Source organism: Cryobacterium sp. TMS1-13-1 (assembly GCF_004403125.1).
In the GTDB taxonomy this organism is placed as follows: domain Bacteria; phylum Actinomycetota; class Actinomycetes; order Actinomycetales; family Microbacteriaceae; genus Cryobacterium; species Cryobacterium levicorallinum.
The window spans coordinates 673,123-692,485 of the sequence record NZ_SOGX01000010.1; the positions used below are offsets into that span (position 1 = coordinate 673,123).

The 19,363-nt window shown below is 64.1% G+C and carries 15 protein-coding genes; 3 read left to right on the forward strand and 12 right to left on the reverse strand.

The window, feature by feature from the left end; genetic code table 11:
* Positions 1–32: 32 nt before the first annotated feature.
* The 8 genes from tpiA to uvrA all read right to left on the reverse strand — a co-directional run bounded on the left by tpiA (position 33) and on the right by uvrA (position 10,694).
* Positions 33–833 (reverse strand): triose-phosphate isomerase, encoded by an 801-nt coding sequence (gene tpiA, locus E3T31_RS12560; RefSeq protein ID WP_170851537.1) that lies wholly within the window; start codon positions 831–833, stop codon positions 33–35.
* Positions 824–2,038: a phosphoglycerate kinase gene (gene pgk / locus E3T31_RS12565; protein WP_134468987.1), complete on the reverse strand. Its 1,215-nt coding sequence runs from the start codon at positions 2,036–2,038 to the stop codon at positions 824–826. The genes tpiA and pgk overlap by 10 nt, the downstream gene beginning before the upstream one ends.
* A 9-nt stretch (positions 2,039–2,047) precedes the next feature.
* A complete protein-coding gene (gene gap / locus E3T31_RS12570) occupies positions 2,048–3,055 on the reverse strand; it encodes a type I glyceraldehyde-3-phosphate dehydrogenase (RefSeq protein ID WP_134468988.1) in 1,008 nt (335 codons plus the stop codon).
* Positions 3,056–3,178: 123 nt separating this feature from the next.
* Positions 3,179–3,805 carry a superoxide dismutase gene (locus tag E3T31_RS12575; protein ID WP_134468989.1) on the reverse strand — a complete coding sequence of 209 codons (627 nt, stop codon included), beginning with the start codon at positions 3,803–3,805 and terminating at the stop codon, positions 3,179–3,181.
* Between the two features lie 100 nt (positions 3,806–3,905).
* Positions 3,906–4,886, reverse strand: coding sequence for a DNA-binding protein WhiA (gene whiA / locus E3T31_RS12580; RefSeq protein ID WP_134468990.1), 981 nt, complete (start codon positions 4,884–4,886; stop codon positions 3,906–3,908).
* An 84-nt stretch (positions 4,887–4,970) separates the two neighbouring features.
* Complete coding sequence (gene rapZ, locus E3T31_RS12585) at positions 4,971–5,846, reverse strand: RNase adapter RapZ (RefSeq protein ID WP_134468991.1); 876 nt, start codon at positions 5,844–5,846, stop codon at positions 4,971–4,973.
* A 61-nt stretch (positions 5,847–5,907) separates the two neighbouring features.
* Positions 5,908–7,812 (reverse strand): excinuclease ABC subunit UvrC, encoded by a 1,905-nt coding sequence (gene uvrC, locus E3T31_RS12590; protein WP_134468992.1) that lies wholly within the window; start codon positions 7,810–7,812, stop codon positions 5,908–5,910.
* A gap of 14 nt (positions 7,813–7,826) precedes the next feature.
* Complete coding sequence (gene uvrA / locus E3T31_RS12595; protein WP_134468993.1) at positions 7,827–10,694, reverse strand: excinuclease ABC subunit UvrA; 2,868 nt, start codon at positions 10,692–10,694, stop codon at positions 7,827–7,829.
* 136 nt (positions 10,695–10,830) lie between these two features.
* On the opposite strand from uvrA, the gene E3T31_RS12600 reads away from it, so the two are divergent.
* The 3 genes from E3T31_RS12600 to E3T31_RS12610 all read left to right on the forward strand — a co-directional run bounded on the left by E3T31_RS12600 (position 10,831) and on the right by E3T31_RS12610 (position 15,004).
* Positions 10,831–11,439 (forward strand): PadR family transcriptional regulator, encoded by a 609-nt coding sequence (locus E3T31_RS12600; protein WP_134468994.1) that lies wholly within the window; start codon positions 10,831–10,833, stop codon positions 11,437–11,439.
* Positions 11,436–12,164, forward strand: coding sequence for an ABC transporter ATP-binding protein (locus E3T31_RS12605; protein ID WP_134468995.1), 729 nt, complete (start codon positions 11,436–11,438; stop codon positions 12,162–12,164). The genes E3T31_RS12600 and E3T31_RS12605 overlap by 4 nt, the downstream gene beginning before the upstream one ends.
* A 71-nt stretch (positions 12,165–12,235) precedes the next feature.
* Positions 12,236–15,004, forward strand: a complete 2,769-nt coding sequence (locus tag E3T31_RS12610; RefSeq protein WP_166788498.1) for an FtsX-like permease family protein — start codon at positions 12,236–12,238, stop codon at positions 15,002–15,004.
* A 133-nt stretch (positions 15,005–15,137) separates the two neighbouring features.
* Here E3T31_RS12610 and uvrB read toward each other — a convergent pair whose 3' ends face one another.
* The 4 genes from uvrB to E3T31_RS12630 are packed head-to-tail and all read right to left on the reverse strand — an operon-like array spanning position 15,138 to position 19,287.
* Complete coding sequence (uvrB, locus tag E3T31_RS12615; protein WP_134468997.1) at positions 15,138–17,201, reverse strand: excinuclease ABC subunit UvrB; 2,064 nt, start codon at positions 17,199–17,201, stop codon at positions 15,138–15,140.
* Positions 17,202–17,230: 29 nt separating this feature from the next.
* The gene (gene coaE / locus E3T31_RS12620; RefSeq protein WP_134468998.1) at positions 17,231–17,896 is read right to left on the reverse strand and encodes a dephospho-CoA kinase; all 666 of its coding nucleotides are present in this window, start codon (positions 17,894–17,896) and stop codon (positions 17,231–17,233) included.
* Positions 17,887–18,255 (reverse strand): nuclear transport factor 2 family protein, encoded by a 369-nt coding sequence (locus tag E3T31_RS18765; RefSeq protein WP_134468999.1) that lies wholly within the window; start codon positions 18,253–18,255, stop codon positions 17,887–17,889. Before E3T31_RS18765 ends, coaE begins: the two co-directional genes overlap by 10 nt.
* Before the next feature lie 18 nt (positions 18,256–18,273).
* On the reverse strand, positions 18,274–19,287 hold the full coding sequence (locus tag E3T31_RS12630) for a PleD family two-component system response regulator (protein ID WP_166788499.1): 1,014 nt from the start codon (positions 19,285–19,287) through the stop codon (positions 18,274–18,276).
* Positions 19,288–19,363: the final 76 nt, after the last annotated feature.

Genomic DNA, 19,363 nt, shown 5'->3' on the forward strand with positions numbered 1-19,363 from the left:
CCTCGCTCACGACCGGGAGGGTGCGCGTCGGTTTAGAGACCGACGTGCTTTTGATAGCGGATAATGCTGGAGAACTCTGGAATATCCAGGCTCGCACCGCCGACCAGGGCACCGTCAACATTGGGTTCGCGCATGAACGCGGCGATGTTGCCGCTTTTGACCGAACCGCCATAGAGGATGCGGGTCTTGTCGGCGACGTCCTGCCCAAGCAGTTCGGTGAGAACGCCGCGTAGGGCTGCGGCGACCTGTTCGGCCTGTTCAGGCGTTGCCGCCTGTCCGGACCCAATGGCCCAAACCGGTTCGTACGCGACGACGATATCGGCGGCGTTGGTGACGCCGGCGAGGGCGGCACGCAGCTGAGCGACGGGAACGGCGCTTGGACCGTGGACGGCGAGGTCTTCAGCACTTTCGCCGACGCAGATCAGCGGCACGAGATTGTGCTTCAAGGCTGCGGTCACCTTCGCGGCGACCTGCTCATCGGACTCATTGTGCAGGGTGCGGCGTTCGGAGTGCCCGATGATGACGTACTGGCACTCCAGCTGAGCCAGGAACGCCCCGGAGATCTCGCCGGTGTAGGCTCCGGATTCCTGCGCCGAGACATCCTGCGCACCAAAGGCGAGCGGCAGCTTGTCGGCCGAAACCAGGGTCTGCACGCTGCGCAGGTCGGTGAACGGCGGAAAGACTGCCACCTCCACGGCGGCGAAATCATGATTGGCGTCCTTGAGATTCCAGGCGAGCTTCTGCACGAAGGCGATGGCCTGGAGGTGGTCCAGGTTCATCTTCCAGTTGCCCGCGATCAGCGGTGTGCGCCGAGGGTTGATGTTCACTGCCATCCGAGGACCTCCAGTCCTGGCAGGCGCTTACCTTCGAGGAACTCGAGGCTGGCACCGCCGCCGGTAGAAATATGACCAAATTGGTCGTCGTTGAAACCGAGAATACGCACGGCCGCGGCGGAATCGCCACCGCCGACCACGCTGAGGCCGGTGACCTCGGTGAGTGCGGCGGCCACGGTACGGGTGCCCTCCGCGAACGGTGCGAGTTCAAAAACGCCCATCGGGCCATTCCAGAACACCGTGTTCGATGCCCGAATTATTTCGGCAAACGCCAGAGCAGTGTCTGGTCCGATGTCGAGGCCGAGTCCGGCTGCGCCGAACGGGGTGTTCTCGATACCGTCGGCCGGTGTGATGACGTGTTCGGCATCTGCACCGAATTTCGAGGCGACAACGACATCGGTTGGGAGCACGATTTTGACGCCGAGGCGATCCGCCTCGGCCAGGTAACCGCGAACCGTGTCGATCTGATCGCTTTCGAGCAGGCTCGCGCCGACCTGGTGCCCCTGCGCGGCCAGGAATGTGAACAGCATTCCGCCGCCAATCAGCAGCGAGTTCACGCGCGGCAACAGGTGACCGATGACGCCGAGCTTGTCGCTCACCTTGGACCCGCCGAGGATGACCGTGTACGGCGCCTCTGGCTTTTCGGTGAGGTGATCAAGCACGTCGAGTTCGGCCGCGATGAGCAGTCCGGCAGCGCTCGGAAGGAGCGAGGCGAGATCGAACACGCTGGCCTGCTTGCGGTGGACAACGCCGAAGCCATCCGAAACGAGCGCGTCGCCGAGCAGCGCGAGCTGCTGGGCGAACGCGACGCGATCGGCATCCGTTTTGCTGGTTTCACCGGCGTTGAAGCGCAGGTTTTCCAGGACGACGATTTCACCGTTCTGCAGCGCTGCGACGGCCTCGGTGGCCGACGCGCCGACGGTGTCGGTGGCGAAGGCCACCGGAAGGGCCACCAGTTCGCTCAGGCGAGCAGCGACCGGCTTCAGGCTGTACTGGGGATCAACAGCCCCGTCGGGACGCCCGAGGTGAGAAACAATCACCACGCGGGCGCCCTGATCGACGAGGGCGTTGAGGGTGGGCAGTGACGCCCGCACTCGTCCGTCGTCGGTGATCTGCCCGTTTTTCAACGGAACATTCAGGTCGAAGCGGACAATAACCCGCTTGCCGGCGAGGGAACCAAGCGAGTCAATCGTGCGTAACGTCACCGGGGGCCGTTAGAGTCGCTCGGCGACGAACTCGGTGAGGTCAACGAGGCGGTTGGAGTAACCCCACTCGTTGTCGTACCAGGAAGCAACCTTGACCTGGTCGCCGATCACCTTGGTGAGGCCGGCGTCGAAGATCGAGGAGTGCGGGTCGCCGACGATGTCGCTGGAGACGATCGGGTCCTCGGTGTAGCTGAGGATGCCCTTGAGGGGGCCCTCTGCTGCGGCCTTGTAGGCAGCGTTCACTTCTTCGACCGTGACCGGTCGTGAAGCGGTGAGCGTGAGGTCGGTGATCGAGCCGGTCGGAACCGGAACGCGCAGGGCGTAACCGTCGAGCTTGCCGACACTCTCCGGGATGACCAGGCCTAGGGCCTTGGCGGCACCGGTCGACGTCGGGATAATGTTCAGCGCGGCGGCACGGGCACGACGGAGGTCACTGTGCGGGCCATCCTGCAGGTTCTGGTCTGCGGTGTACGCGTGGATCGTGGTCATGAGGCCACGCTCGATACCAAAGTTGTCGAGGAAGACCTTGACGAGCGGCGCAAGGCAGTTCGTGGTGCAGGACGCGTTCGAGATGATGTTGTGGATCGCGGCATCGTAGGTGTTTTCGTTCACACCGAGCACGAGCGTTGCAACGTCGGCACCGGTCGCCGGAGCGGAGACGATGACCTTCTTGGCGCCGGCCTCGATGTGCTTCTGGGCGTCAACAGCCTTGGTGAAGCGCCCGGTGGACTCGATGACGATCTCGACACCCAGGGCGGCCCAGGGCAGGTTGGCCGGGTCGCGCTCGGCGAGAACCTTGATGGGCTTGCCGTTAACGACGATGTTGTCACCGTCGACCTCGACGGTCGCGTTCAAGCGGCCGGCGACGGAGTCGTACTTGAGCAGGTGTGCGAGCGACGCAGGGTCGCTGAGGTCGTTGACGGCGACGATTTCGATGTCGCTGCCCTTCGCGAGGGCTGCGCGGAAGTAGTTACGGCCAATACGGCCGAATCCGTTGATGCCGATCTTTACGGACACAAATAACTCCTGTTAGAAAAGGGCGCCGACTGGCGCGATGAAAAGTGATGCGCTATTAGGTACTGGAGGAAAACAGCGGTGCCCCGCCCGCGCACCGAAATGCTGGGGTGGGGCACCGGCAGGCTATGAGAGTAGCAGCAGGCCGTTGGTCTTCTCGCGTGCGACGGTGAAACGCTCCTGAACGTTCGCCCAGTTGGCGATGTTCCAGAACGCCTTGACGTAGTCAGCGCGCACGTTGCGGTAGTCGAGGTAGTAGGCGTGCTCCCAGACATCGAGCATGAGTACCGGAACGGTACCAGCAGCGAAGTTGGACTGCTGGTCGAAGAACTGCTGGATGATCAGGCGCTGCCCAATGGAGTCCCAGGCTAGAACGGCCCAGCCGGAACCCTGCACGCCCAGAGCAGCGGCGGTGAAGTGCGCCTGGAACTTATCGAAGGAACCGAAGTTGTCATCGATCGCGGCGGCGAGTTCGCCGACCGGCTTGTCTCCACCGTTCGGGGAGAGATTGGTCCAGAAGATGGAGTGGTTGACGTGGCCGCCGAGGTTGAAGGCGAGGTCCTTCTGCAGCTTGTTCACGTTGGCGAGGCTTCCGCTGTCGCGGGCCTCGGCGAGCTGGGCCAGCGCGGTATTCGCGCCGGTGACATACGCCTGGTGGTGCTTGCCATGGTGAAGTTCCATGATGGTGCCGCTGATGCTGGGCTCGAGGGCCGAGTAGTCATAGTCAAGGGTGGGCAGGATATATTCAGCCATTACTTATCTCCTCTTCGATGGTGGTGCCACATCGGATGCGGCGACCTTGTAAGCACATTCAAGTGTACCTGCGCGGTTCCCACGCACAGAATTGATGACTTCACGCGTCATCCGGGTGAATGGAGTACGGAACGTCGGTCCCCTCGACACCGAGTTCAATCGCTTTCTTATCGGCCATGGCGAGCAGGCGGCGGATCCGGCCGGCGACGGCGTCTTTGGTCATCGGCGGATCGGCGTGATGACCGAGTTCATCGAGGCTGGAGTCACGAAAATTGAGGCGGAGATCGCCGGCGTAGCGCAGGTGTTTGGGGATATCTTCGCCCAGGATGTCCATGGCGCGCTGAACGCGGGCACAGGCGGCGACCGCGGCTTCGGCCGAACGGCGCAGGTTCGCGTCATCAAAGTTGACCAGCCGGTTGGCGGTGGCCCGTACTTCGCGGCGCTGGCGCAGCGTCTCCCAGTTGAGCACGGTGTTGGTGGCGCCCATGTGCACGAGCATCGCCCCAATGGCATCGCCGTCACGGATGACGACCCGGTGTACCCCGCGAACTTCGCGCGCCTTGGCCGCGACGCCGAGGCGTCCGGCAGCGCCGACCAATGCCATGGCGGCTTCGTTGCCGGGGCAGATGACCTCGAGGGCCGCCGAACGGCCCGGATCCGTCAGAGTGCCGTGGGCGAGGAAGGCTCCGCGCCAGACGGCGGCGATTTCTTCCTTCGAGCCGGTGGTGAGACGGTTGGGCAGACCTCGAATCGGGCGCCGACGAGCATCCAACAGGCCAGTCTGTCGTGCCAGTGTCTCCCCACCCTCGATGACCTGCACAAGGTAGTGGCTGGACTGGCGCAGGCCGGCGGCGGCAATGACCTGCAGGGCGCTGCGCACTCCGTAGAGCTCGGCGAGGTCCTTCCGCACCCGGCGAGCCAGGATGGCGGTGTCCAGTTCCGATTCGATCGCGATGCGGCTGCTGATCATGTGCAAACCTCCGGAGAACCGAAGAATAGTGGCCAGTTCGGCCGCGCGCACGGTGGTCTTGGAGACCTCCACGCGCGAAAGTTCGTCTTTAACGTCGGCGGTGAGTGCCAATCGCTTTTCCATTCTGTTGATCAGTTGCGTTAGGTCTGAGGGATAAGTGTGCGGTGGAGCAGCGGATGCTGCGCCCGGTCTCGCTTATTCGCGTCCGAGGTCGCGGTGCTTGATATTAACCACGACTCCGGGAAGTTTTTCGAGTCGGGACGCCAGTTCCCGGGCCATGGCGACGGAGCGATGTTTGCCTCCGGTGCAGCCGATACCGATCGTGGCATGGCGTTTGTTTTCCCGCTGGTACCCGGCCAAAACCGGTGCCAGGGCGGCCGCATAGTGGTCGATAAATTCGAGGGCACCATTTTGGGCAAGTACAAAGTCTCTCACTTCCGGATCGACACCGGTGTGCGCCCGCAGCTCTGGGATCCAAAACGGGTTCGGCAGGAAGCGGGCATCGGCCACCAGATCGACATCCGTCGGCAGGCCATACTTGAAGCCAAAGCTCATAATGGTGAGCTGCACGCCGGCCGATCCGGCTGCGGCGAATCGCTCAGTGATGGCCGTCGCCAGCTGGTGCACATTAAGGTCTGAGGTGTCGATGACCAGGTCGCTCGACTCCCGCACGGTCAGCAAGCGAGACCGCTCCGCCGAGATGCCATCCAGCAGGGTGCCATCACCCTGCAGAGGGTGCGGCCGACGTACCGATTCGAAGCGGCGCACGAGCGCGTCATCCCGCGCTTCGAGGAAGATCACCTGAACCTGCGTGTTACTGCGCAATTGCTGCACGGTTTCGAGAAAGTCACCGAACAGATCGCGGCCGCGAATGTCGACCACGGCGGCGATCTTGGGCAGGTTGGTACCGGCACGTTCGACCAGATCGACCAGGGGCCGCAGCATTTGCGGGGGCAGATTATCGACGACGTACCAGTCGAGATCCTCCAGCGCATTGGCGACGGTCGAGCGACCCGCCCCGGACATTCCCGTGACGATCAGCACTTCCTGCTTGTCGGGATCCGTAGTCATACGTTCAAAGCGCCTTAATGAAAAGTTGTGGGACTATCCAGCCTACCCAGCGGTGGGCGGTTCACGCGCGCAAATGGGAGTGGATCGCCTCGGCCAGCACCGGGCCGATGCCGCGAACATCTGCTATTTCCTGCACGGATGCGACCTTGAGCCGGGCCACCGAACCGAAATGCTGCAGCAGCACCTTGACCCGGGCGGGGCCGAGCCCGGCGATCTCCCCCAAGATCGAGGCTACGTCCTTCTTACGACGGATGCGCTGATGGGTGATGGCAAACCGGTGAGCTTCGTCGCGGATGCGCTGAATCAGGAACAGCGCGTCGCTGTTGCGCGGCAGAATTACCGGGTAGTCGGAGTCGGGCAGCCAGATTTCTTCGAGCCGCTTGGCGATGCCACACAGTTGAATTCCGGTCACGCCCGATTCAGCGAGTGCCCGTTTGGCTGCGGCGACCTGCGGCTGGCCGCCGTCGACGATGAGCAGGTTCGGCTGGTACTTGAATTTGGCCCGCTTCTGCTCGACCTGGGCGATGTCGCTCTGACCGGCGACTGCGGTCGGAGCTGGATCTGCGGCATCCGCTGCCCCAGATTCGGGTTTCAGGTAGGCGAGGCGGCGCGTGAGAATCTGGTAAATCGAGTCGGTGTCGTCGGTGGACACTGGAATGTTGAAGCGGCGGTATTCGTCTTTGCGGGGTAACCCGTCTTCGAAGACGACCATCGATGCGACGATGTTGGTGCCGCTGAGGTGGGACACGTCGTAGCATTCCATCCGCAGCGGCGCGGCCGGCATCTCCAGGGCTTCCTGAATGTCTTCGAGCGCCTTCGACCGTGCGACGAAGTCGGAGCTGCGCCGGGTTTTGTAGAGCATGAGGGCCTGTTTGGCGTTGTTGGTGGCCGTGACGAGGAGGGCGGCCTTCTCGCCGCGCTGCGCGGCCACCAGCCGCACCTTGTGCCCGGCCAGGTCGGCCAGCCAGGTCTCGAGGGCTTCCGCGTCGTCAGGCAGTTCGGGCAGTACGATCTCGCGCGGCGGCTTCGACTCGTTGTTGTAGGCCGTCTGCATCATGGAGTCGATGAGCTCGCTCCTGGTCACGTCGAGCTCCTTGTCGACCATCCAACCGCGCACACCGCGGATGCGACCGCCCCGCACGATGAACAGCTGCACGGCGGCGGCCAGCTCGTCCTGCTCGATGGCGAACAGGTCAATGTCGACGTTGTCCCGCAGCACGACGGCGCTCTTCTCGAGTACGGCGTTGAGCGCCCGCACCTGGTCGCGCCGTTTGCCGGCGACTTCGTACTGCTGCGCCGCTGCTGCGTCTTTCATCTCCTGGGTGAGCTCGTTGATGAGTTTCTTGTCGTGACTCCTCATGAAGCTGACGAACTCATTGACGATCTTGCGGTGATCCTCCATCGAGACCAGGCCGGAGCAGGGGCCGAAGCAGCGCCCGATCTGGCCGGCGAAACACGGCTTGCCGCTCTGCATGGCCCGTTTGTAGTTGGCGTTGTTGCAGGTGCGGATGGGGAAGGCCTTGAGCATGAGCTCGATGGTTTCGTGCACGGCCCACACCTTGGGGTACGGCCCGAAGTAGCGGGCGCCCTTGATATTCTCGGTGCGGGTGACGAGCGCGCGCGGCGCCTCATCGCCCAGGGTTACGGCGAGGTAGGGGTAAGATTTGTCGTCCTTGAACTGCACGTTGAACGGCGGATCGAACTCGTTGATCCACATCCACTCAAGCTGCAGGGCTTCAACCTCGGTGCCGACGACCGTCCACTCGACCCCGGTCGCGGTGGTGACCATGCGGCGGGTACGTTCATGCAGGCTGTACAGCGGCGCGAAGTAGTTGCTCAGCCGGGCCCGCAGGTTCTTGGCCTTGCCGACATAAAGAATGCGCCCGGTCGCATCGCGAAACCGGTAGACCCCGGGGGTCGTGGGAATCTCGCCCGTTTTCGGGCGATAGCTCAGGGCATCAGACATGGCCTCGCGGCCGCCTAGCCGGCAGCCAGGACCTCCTTCAGGAAGGAACCGGTGAAGCTCTTCTTGACCGTGGCGAGGTGCTCAGGGGTGCCGGTCGCGAGTACCTTGCCACCGCCGGAACCACCCTCTGGGCCGAGGTCGATCACCCAGTCGGCGGACTTGATGACGTCGAGGTTGTGCTCGATCACGATGACGGTGTTGCCCTTGTCTACGAGGCTGTTGAGCACGAGCAGCAGTTTACGCACGTCTTCGAAGTGCAGGCCCGTGGTCGGCTCGTCGAGCACGTATACGCTGCGACCGTTGGAACGGCGCTGCAGCTCGGTGGCGAGTTTCACCCGCTGGGCCTCGCCGCCGGAGAGGGTCGTGGCGCTCTGGCCGAGGCGCACATAGCCTAGTCCGACCTCGACCAGCGTCTTGAGAAAACGGTGGATCGACGAGATCGGCTCGAAGAAATCGGCCGCCTCGCTGATCGGCATGTCGAGTACCTCGGCGATGTTCTTGCCCTTATAGTGCACGGTGAGGGTGTCGCGGTTGTACCGGTCTCCCCCGCACACCTCGCAGGCCACGTACACGTCGGGCAGAAAGTTCATCTCGATCTTGATGGTGCCGTCGCCCGAGCAGGCTTCACAGCGGCCGCCCTTGACGTTGAAGCTGAACCGACCGGGCAGGTATCCGCGGGTCTTCGATTCGATGGTCTCGGAGAACAGGGTGCGGATCTTGTCGAACACGCCGGTGTAGGTGGCCGGGTTGGAGCGCGGGGTTCGGCCAATGGGTGCCTGGTCAACGTGGATGACCTTGTCGAGCTGCTCGAGACCGGTGACCCGGGTGTGCTTGCCGGGCAGCTTGCGGGCGCCGTTCAGCCGATTGGCGAGCACGCGGTAGAGGATGTCGTTGACCAGCGATGACTTGCCGGATCCGCTGACCCCGGTTACGGCGGTGAAGGTGCCGAGCGGGAACGTCACCGAGACCTTTTGCAGGTTGTTGGCCTCGGCACCGGTGACGCCGATGAGGCGCTCCGGGTCGATCGGGCGGCGGGTCGTCGGGGTGGCGATGGACTTGCGCCCGGCCAGGTAGTCGCCGGTGAGCGACTTCGTGTTGGCGAGCAGGCCCTCATAGGAGCCGGAGTGCACGACGTGTCCGCCGTTGACCCCGGCGCCGGGGCCGATGTCGACGATCCAGTCAGCGGTTTTGATGGTGTCTTCGTCGTGTTCGACCACGATGAGCGTGTTGCCGAGGTCGCGCAGGGTGACCAGCGTCTCGATCAGGCGACGGTTGTCGCGCTGGTGCAGGCCGATGCTGGGTTCGTCGAGCACGTAGAGCACCCCGGTGAGCCCGGAACCAATTTGAGTGGCCAAGCGGATGCGTTGTGCCTCACCGCCGGAGAGGGTCGCCGCAGCCCGGGCGAGGTTAAGGTAGTTGAGCCCGACTCGAATGAGAAAGTCGAGGCGCGCGCGAATCTCGCGCAGCACCTGGGCGGCGATGGCGGCCTCGCGGTCGGTGAGCGTGAGCTGGTCCATGAACTCGCGGGCGTCGCTCAAACTGAGCGCGCAGACATCCGCAATGCTCGCGTCGTGCACGAGCACGGCGAGCACCTCGGGCTTGAGCCTTGTGCCCTTGCAGACGTGGCAGTCGACCTCGCGCAGGTATTCCGACCAGCGCTGCCGCTGGGTGTCGCTCTCGGCCTGCAGGTACTGACGTTCGATGTAGGGCACGACACCCTCGAAGCCGGAGGTGTAGCTCATTTCACGCCCGTAGCGGTTCTTCCATTTGACCCGCACCTCGAAGTTATCGCCGCGCATGACGGCGTTCTGCACCTCGCTGGTCAGGTCACCCCAGGGGGTGTCGAGCGAGAAGTCGAGGTCGCGGGCGAGACCGTCGAGGAGCTTCTCGTAGTACTGGAACAGGCCCTTGCCCTGGGTGGTCCAGGGCAGTACAACACCCTCGGCGATACTCAAGTCCGGGTCGCCGAGCAGCAGGTCTTCGTCGACGGACATGCGGGTGCCGAGGCCGGAGCACTCCGGGCAGGCGCCGAACGGGGCGTTGAACGAGAACGTTCGTGGTTCAATTTCGGTCAGCTGCACCGGGTGGTTGTTCGGGCAGGAGAGCTTCTCGGAGTAGTTTTGCCAGGCCTTGTCGCCTTCCTCGTCGAGAAAGTTGATCTGCACGAGGCCATCGGTGAGCTTGAGCGCCGTTTCGAGCGAGTCGGTGAGGCGACTAAGCAGTTCGGGGCCGGCGACCAGACGGTCGACAACGACGGAAATGTCGTGCTTCTGCTGCTTCTTGAGCGTGGGCGGTTCGCTCAGCTGAATCTGGGTGCCGTCGACGATCGCGCGGGAGTAACCGCCACCGGAGAGCTCCTGGAAGAGGTCGACAAACTCGCCCTTCTTCTGCGAAATGACCGGGCTGACCACCTGGTAGCGGATGCCCGCCTTCAGTTCCATGAGCTGGTCGGCGATCTGCTGCACGGTCTGCGACTGGATGATCTCGCCACAGATCGCGCAGTGCGGCACGCCGATACGGGCCCAGAGCAGGCGCATGTAGTCGTAGATCTCGGTGATCGTGCCGACCGTGGACCGCGGGTTGCGGTTGGTGGATTTCTGGTCGATCGAGACCGCGGGGCTCAAACCCTCGATGAAGTCCACGTCGGGGCGGTCAACCTGCCCGAGGAACTGCCGAGCGTAGGCCGAGAGTGACTCCACGTAGCGACGCTGGCCCTCGGCGAAGATGGTGTCGAAGGCGAGCGACGACTTTCCCGAACCGGAGAGACCGGTGAAGACCACGAGCGAATCGCGCGGAATCTCCAGATCTACGTTGTGAAGGTTGTGTACGCGGGCTCCGCGCACACTGAGTTTGGGACCTGTTTCTACCTTGGTAATCGACACTCATTGAGTCTATGCAACGCCGCTGACAGTGCCTGACAGCAAGCATCGCCGAGAGCGAACACCGGCACAACTCAATATTATTTTGGAGTATGTATATACTCGGTGACTAATAGCCGTTTGAATTGCCGGAGGTCGTATGTCTGTTCGCCAGAGTCTGCTCGCCATCCTGAACCAGGGGCCGTGCTACGGCTACCAGTTGCGGGCCGAATTCGACCGTCGCACCGGGTCGACCTGGCCGCTCAACGTCGGCCAGATCTACAACACCCTCGACCGGCTGGAGCGCGACGGTCTGGTGCAGAAGGCCGATATCGACGCCGACGGTCAGAATTACGTCGAGATAACGGATGCCGGACGCGCGGAAGTCGCCGGCTGGCTCGGCTCCCCCGTGGTGCGCACAATGGCCACCCGTGACGAGCTCGCCATCAAGCTCGCGATCGCCATAACGCTGCCCGGCGTCGACATCGCCCAGGTGATTCAGGTACAGCGCACCGCCACCATGCGCACCCTGCAGGAACTGACCCGCACCAAGAACGCGACCGCCGACCCGGAATCATCCGAGCAGCTGGCCTGGCTGCTCGTGATCGACTCGCTCATCTTCGCCGCCGAGGCTGAAGCTCGCTGGCTCGACCACTCGGAGCACCGGCTGACCAAAGCACGCGCGGCCGGCCTGGCCGCTCCGCTGCCGCTCAACACCGAGGTGCCCAAGCGCGGTCGCCCGGCCAAGACTGCGGCGGCCAACGCATGACCGGCTCCGACATTCTCTTGCAGCTCGACGGCATCTCGATGCAGTACGGCCGCGGCGAGACCGCGATCACCGCGCTTGCGGGAGTCGACCTGTCGGTGCGCCGCGGCGAACTCGTGGCCGTGATGGGGGCATCCGGTTCGGGAAAATCGACCCTTCTAACGGTGGCTGGCGGACTCACCCCACCGACGGCCGGGGAGGTCGTCGTCGAAGGGCACTGGCTGAGCCAGCTCTCGGCCCGCGAACTCGCGACCCTGCGCCGGCGCAGCCTCGGCTTCGTGTTTCAGGATTTCAACCTGATTCCCTCGCTGACCGCGCTCGAAAACGTGAGCCTGCCACTCGAACTCGACGGGTGGACGTCAAAGAAAGCGCACCGTCCAGCCCTCGATGCGCTCACTATCGTCGAGCTCGGTGACCGGGCCCAGCATTTTCCCTCTGATTTGTCGGGCGGCCAGCAGCAGCGGGTAGCGATCGCCCGCGCCGTCGTCGGCGGCCGGTCGTTGGTTCTCGCCGATGAACCCACCGGCGCCCTCGATAGCACGACCGGCGAGCTTGTGTTGCGGATGCTCCGCTCGCGAGTCGACGCCGGTGCCGGCGGCATTCTGGTCACCCATGATGCCCGGCACGCGGCCTGGGCTGACCGGATCGTCTTTCTGCGCGACGGGCGGATCGTGGACGAGTCGCGGGCATCCGCTGTGTCGAGCCTGCTGAGCGGGCTGCCGGCATGAGCGTTGAGCCGAGTTCGCTTGGCGGGAAGCGTTCGGGTAGTACCCGGATCGCGTTTCGGATCGCCCGGCGAATGGCCCTGCAATCCCGCGGCCGCAGCGCGCTGATCGCGCTGCTCGTGGCCATTCCCGTGGCCGGACTGGTCGGAATCACCACGGTGGACGCGAGCAACACCGCCTCCCCGGCCGAACGGGTCATGCTCGAACTCGGCTCGACAGAGGCGCGGGTGATGATCGTCGCGTCGCCCGACCCGAAGTTCACCCAGGACCCGCTCAACGACCGCAGTTGGGGGCCGAGCGACGAGGCATTCAACGGCGAAGCCGCGCAGTCCATCGAGCCGGAGCCCGTCACCGCCGCCGCGGTGTTCCCAGCCGGAACCCGTTTGTTGTCCATAAGGCAGGCCAACATCGTCGCCGAGACGAAGGACGGACTCGGCTCCTTCACTGCGGTGCAGGGACAGCCGTGGGATGCGTCCTTCGCCGGAAAATGGGATGTCACCAGCGGTTCCGCACCCGCGAATGATGGCGAGATCATGGTAACCGCCGCCACGCTCGACCGCTTGGGGGCAACGGTCGGGTCGACGGCTGTGATCACCGCCCCCGAGCCCGGCAAGTTCACCATCGTCGGCACGATCCGAAGCGCCTGGCTCGACGACGCGGCGGTCTCGTTCTACGGTCTCCCCGGCGCCTTCGACGGGGTCCTGCCCGATGATTCCGACCTGCTGACCGAGTGGTATCTGCCCGACACACCGCTGACCTGGAGCCAGATCGGCGACCTCAACCCGCGCGGCGCCACCGTGCTCTCCCGCTCCGTGCTGCTCGACCCGCCGCCGGTGGGCAGCTATCCCCTGGACGGCACCGTCTCCTTGAGCTTTTTTGATTCATTCCTCATTCTGCTCGGCGGCTTCGCCCTGTTCGAGATGGCCCTGCTCGCCGGCGCCGCGTTCACCGTCGGCGCCCGAACCCAGCAGCGCACCCTGGCAACCCTGGCCAGCGTCGGCGGCGACAAACGGATGCTGTTTCGCGTTATGTCCTTCGGCGGCGTCATCCTCGGCGCCGTCGGAGCGGGCCTGGGAACGGTGCTCGGCCTGGCCGGCGCATGGATCTTCATGCAGATTTCGGCGAACGGCAGCGCGGCGCGGTATCCGGGGTTTCACCTCGATCTGCTGTCGCTGCTGATCATCGCGGCCTTCGCCGTTCTCGCCGGCTGGTGCGCTGCCGCGGTGCCGGCCCGGGCAGCCGGCCGGATCGACGTTCTGGGAGCGCTCCGCGGCGCCCTACGTCCGCCGCGCCCGACGCGGCGACGCTCAATGGCCGGGATCATCCTGCTGGCCCTCGGTGCGATCGTCGCTGTGACCGGCGGACTGGTCGAGCTCGCCGCGTACCTCCCCGTCTATCAGGCGTGGCTGGCCAATTTCGGAATCGGCCTGATCATCGCCGGGCCGGTGATCATGCAGCTCGGAGCGGTGTTCCTCGCTCCGCTGATTCTGCGCTGGGCCGCCGGGCTCGCCTCACGGTTCGGCCCCGGCGCCAGACTGGCGACCCGGGACGTGGCCCGGAATCCCGGGCGCAGCGTGCCGGCCCTCGCTGCCATCATGAGCTGCGTTTTCGTCGCCGCCTTCGCGATGAGCCTCATCTCGACCTTCCAGGTGAACTCGATCAAGGACTACTACTATTCTGTTCCCGAGGACACGGCCTGGGTGAGCCTGAACGCCTACGTCGACGCACCGCCGTACGGGACGATGCTGCTGGAGAGCGGACCAGAGGTTCGTAACGCCTTGGACGGGGCCTTCCCCGGCTCCCGGGCGCGCCTGCTCAACAGCATCGCGAACCCGCCCTCATGGGTCGAGACCCCGGCCGACGGCGAGACCGCAACCGGCAGCACAGCCCCCGTTTTCGCGTACCCGCGCCTCGATCCGGGCACGGTGTGCCCGAGCGACGCGACTCGGTCGGAGGCCGGTCATCAGGAAGATCGCACCGACATTCGCTGCCCGACGCCGTACTACCTCGATCCGATGATGTCGAGCATCAGCGAACACATCTGGGTGGGCGACCTAGCAGATTTCGCTGCCATTCTCGGCGTGCCGGTGTCAGACCAGTCCCGGGCCACGCTCGCCGCCGGCGGTGCGGTAAGCACCTACCAGCAGTACGTGGTCGATGACACGATCCACCTCGACTGGATGGCCACCCTCGACGCAACCGTGGCACCGGCCCGCAGCGTGGCGCTGGCCGGGAGCGTGCAGTCGCCGGAGCATCCGCTGCCCTATGCGATCTTCATGCTCACGGAGACGGCCGATTCCCTGGAGCTGGACCATCGACCAACCATGGTCGTCAGCAGCCTCAATGCGGCTCCGACTCAGGCACAGCAAGACCAGGTGCAGGGGGCCGTCACCGCCGTCGAACCAGGTCTGTTCGTGCAGGTCGAGCCAGGGCCACAGGCCTTCGGCGCATCGTGGAGCTGGGTTCTCGTTGCCCTCACCGCTATCATCGCCCTGGTCACGGCGTCGATCACCATCGGACTCGCCCGCGCTGACGGGCACCGGGACAACGCGGTGCTCACCTCGCTCGGGGCGTCTCCACGGGTGCGCCGGGCGTTCGGATTCTGGCAGGCGGTGGTGATAGTCGGCCTCGGCAGCATCATCGGGGTGCTGCTCGGGCTGGTGCCGTCGCTCGCTCTGTCACTGACCCGCGACACCGCTGGGCAGTCTCTGCTGCCGTTCACTCCCCCGTGGCTGCAGCTCGCCCTGATTGTGGTGGCGCTGCCGGCGGTCGTCGCGGTCGGTGGTGCCCTCACGGCCGGCGGCAACCGCACCCGGTTCAGCAATCGGGCCGCGTTCGACTGAGTCGGCCGGGGCATCCGCTCTCCTGGCACTGGTTTGAGAAGTTGGCCCTGGTTTGAACAAGTGCCAGCTTCTCAAACACGTGCCGCGATCCGAAACGGGAGCTGTGACGGCCCGGTCGGTGGCGCGGTCGCGGTTACTGCAGGTGGCCGGCCTTCTCCATCTGACGGAGTTCGCGCTTGAGCTCGGAGAGCTCATCGCGCAGGCGGGCGGCGAGCTCAAACTTCAGCTCGCCAGCAGCCTCGAGCATCTGCCCGTTGAGGTCGGCGATGATCGACTCGAGGTCGTTGGCACCGTTCGCTGCCAAGCCGACCCGACGGTTGGGCGTCGACGACTTGCGGCGAGCATCGCGACCGGCCAGCAGTTCGGCGGTGTCGGCCTCTTCGCGGGCGAGGGCCTCGGTGATATCGCCGATGCGTTTGCGCAGCGGGGTCGGATCGATGCCGTGCAGCGTGTTGTAGGCGACCTGCTTCTCGCGGCGGCGGTCGGTCTCGTCGATCGCTTTCTCCATCGAGGCGGTGAGCCGGTCGGCGTACATGTGTACCTCGCCGGACACGTTGCGGGCGGCGCGCCCGATAGTCTGAATGAGCGACGTGGCCGAGCGCAGGAAGCCCTCCTTGTCGGCGTCGAGGATGGCGACGAGGGATACCTCGGGCAGGTCGAGGCCCTCACGCAGCAGGTTGATGCCGACGAGCACGTCGTAGATTCCGGCGCGAAGTTCAGTGAGCAGCTCCACCCGGCGCAGGGTGTCGACGTCCGAGTGCAGGTAGCGCACCCGTACCCCGGCCTCGGTGAGAAAGTCGGTGAGGTTCTCGGCCATCTTCTTGGTGAGCGTCGTGACCAGCACGCGTTCGTTGCGTTCAGAACGCTTCTTGATCTCTTCGAGCAGGTCGTCGATCTGGCCTTTGCTCGGCTTGACGATGATTTGCGGGTCGATCAGGCCGGTCGGGCGGATGATCTGCTCGACGATGCCATCCGCTATGCCCATCTCGTATTTACCCGGCGTGGCCGACAGATACACGGTCTGGCCGACCCGGTTCTTGAACTCGTTGAACTTGAGCGGTCGGTTGTCGAGCGCGCTCGGCAGCCGAAAGCCGTGGTCGACGAGGGTGCGCTTGCGCGAGGAATCGCCCTCATACATGGCGCCGATCTGCGGCACGGTCACGTGCGACTCGTCGATGACCATGAGAAAATCGTCGGGAAAATAGTCGAGCAGGCAGTGCGGGGCCTCCCCCGGTTCGCGGGCGTCGATGTGCCGGGAGTAGTTCTCGATACCCGAGCAGAAGCCGATCTGCTCCATCATCTCAAGGTCGAAGGTGGTGCGCATGCGCAGCCGCTGGGCTTCGAGCAGTTTGCCCTCGCGCTCGAGCACCTCGAGGCGGTCGGCCAGTTCGATTTCAATGGTGCCGATCGCCCGGCGCATGACGTCGTCGCTCGCGACGTAATGGGATCCGGGAAAGACCGAGACCGAATCGAGTTTCTTGACGATATCGCCGGTGAGCGGATGCAGGCTGTACAGCCCTTCAATCTCGTCGCCGAACATTTCGATGCGGATCGCGAGCTCTTCGTACATGGGAATGATTTCGATGGTGTCGCCGCGCACCCGAAAATTGCCTCGGGAGAAGTCGACATCGTTGCGCTTGTATTGCATGGCGACGAATTTGCGCACCAGCCAGTCGCGGCTGACCTTCTGGCCCACCTGCAGCGCGATCATGGCGTCGAGATAGCCCTGTGGCGTGCCCAGACCGTAAATGCAGGACACGGTCGACACCACGATGACGTCGCGGCGGCTCAGCAGCGAGTTCGTGGTGGAGTGCCGCAGTCGTTCGACCTCTTCGTTGATTGAGGAGTCTTTCTCGATGAAGGTGTCGGTCTGGGGTACGTAGGCTTCCGGCTGGTAGTAGTCGTAGTAGGAGACGAAGTATTCGACCGCATTGTTGGGCATGAGGTCGCGGAATTCGTTCACCAGCTGGGCAGCCAGCGTCTTATTGTGGGCCAGAACGAGCGTCGGACGTTGCACCTGCTCGATCAGCCAGGCGGTCGTAGCCGACTTGCCGGTTCCCGTGGCACCGAGCAGTACGATGTCGGTTTCGCCGGCGTTGATGCGGGCCGTCAGGTCGGCGATCGCGGACGGCTGATCGCCACTCGGCGTGTACTCACTGACCACTTCAAACGGGTTCACAGAGCGCGTTGGTTCCATACCTTCATTCTACAAAGGCGGTCTGACAGTCAGTCTTGCGCAGCAGAAGACGGCGAGCGGATGCCGTCGGTCACAGCGAACTCGCCGGCTTCAGCCGCGAGAACCCGCTCCCAGAGCGCGTCGACCGGCGCTAGTGTCTCGGCGATGGACCCGGTGTTGTTGATCACGACGTCAGCGATGGCGAGGCGCTCCTCGTCAGTGGCCTGGGCTCCAATCCGCTGAGTAGCTTCCGCCTCGGTCAACCCGCGGAGGTCGACCATGCGCTGAATTCGGGTTGCGGCATCGGCGTGCACGACCACGACGAGATCGAAGGTCACCAGGCCGCCGGCGACAGCCTCGGCCAAAAGCGGAACATCATAAACCACGATGGCATGCGGATCGGCGGCGTCCGCGGCTGCAATCCGGTCGCGGGTGAGCTGGCGCACCGCCGGGTGGGTGATCGCGTTCAATCGTTCGCGTCGCTCCGGATCAGCGAAGATGATGGCACCAAGCGCCGGCCGATTGAGACTGCCATCCGGCAGCACCACACTATCGCCGAACTCCGCTTGGATCGCGGCGAGGCCGACAGTGCCGGGTGCGACGACCTCGCGGGCCAACTGGTCGGCGTCAATGCCCACAGCGCCGAGCTCCGCCAACCGTTTCGCCACTGTGCTCTTGCCCGAGGCGATACCGCCGGTCAGCCCAATCAGATACATCGTGCCAGACTATCTGCTGCCTCGGCTTGCACCGCGCGCAAGCGCCAAGCGAATGCGTCGAGTCCTCGCGGGGCCCCGCGTCGAAGTTTCGGTCTGGGTCCACTCGGATACCCGAAATCATCATCGCAGACCCAGTGTTGGTCGTTCCCGTAGTGCACGTTCGGGATGCCCTCGAATCGTTTTGCCAGGCTGGCCCGAACCTCGTCCTTGCCCACGCACTGGTCGCCACGGGGCGGAGTTTTCCGCGGCATGGAGACGACGCAGTCGTTTGCGAAGTAGCCCATGATGGCGTCGCGGTCGTGGTTAGTGCAGGCCTCCAGGAATCCCCCAAGCACTTCGCCTGTCAATTCCTCCCCCATGCGCGTCACCGTATCCGCTTATTCGAGGGCGCGCTTGATCTCAGCGAGTAACGCCTCACGGTTGAGGTCTGGTTTGTTCATGGCGACGACGGGCTGTCCTGGCTCGCTGTCGATGGTGTCTTGTTCCTCGTCGGTGATCGCCGCATCGCCGGTCTCAGCAGATTTGACGCAGTAGGTGGGTTTCTCCACATACGAAGTCACCTGCTCGATGGTTTCCCGGTCTTCGTCAACGACAAGAATGCAGCGGGGATAGCAACGATTGGGGCGCAACCCCAGCAGGGCAAGTGAATTCTGCAGTTCCGCTCGCTGGAGCGGTTTTTCCAGCACGGCCGCTGCGCCACGACTCAGCGCCACACTCATGTCCGCATCGCCAGCGATGACCACGACCGGAATTGATGCAAATTTTGGCGAATCATGCAGCTGCAGCAAAAAATTCCACCCGTCTATGCCCGGCAATTTCACGTCGAGGGTGATGAGGCTGAGCGGAATTTTGCGGGCGAGAACGAGTGCCTCCTCGCCTGTGGATGCTACAACTACCGCGAAACCTTCGGCTTCGAGGAAAAGACGGACGAGCTTCGCCGACTTGTGGTCGTCCTCGACGACCAGGGCAGTGGACGCTACCCCTGACTCAGTTACGGCGGTAACGGCGTCGCGGAGACCCGGGAAAAAGAATTTGGAGTCGTGGTCAGCCGTGGCGATCACTTCGTGCAGGGAGCCTTCCCCGAGTGCAGTATCGTTCTCGTCTCCGGGTATCAAGGATTGCTGCGGTCCGGAGCCGGAAGATGCTCTGACCACGGCGCTGGGGTTGGGTGCTGACGCCGTATCGGCAAGCGGATCGCCGTCGGTGGTCGTTCGGTCAGCACGGCGCGGCAGGCCGTTGGCTGACGATGACACAGCTCCGTCGAACGGTGTGCCCGCGTCGTCAGTCGAGCTCCGCCATTCAGAATTGTTCTCGACCCGGTTGCCGGTGTAAGTAACGGGACGAAAACTATTCATGAAACTCTCCGATGGGGCTGTGAAACCGTTGCGCACTGTGCCATTCCAGCCAGAAGCTGATTGCACATGGGGATAGCCGCATCCGCTCGGCAATTTTGTGAATACCGGGACG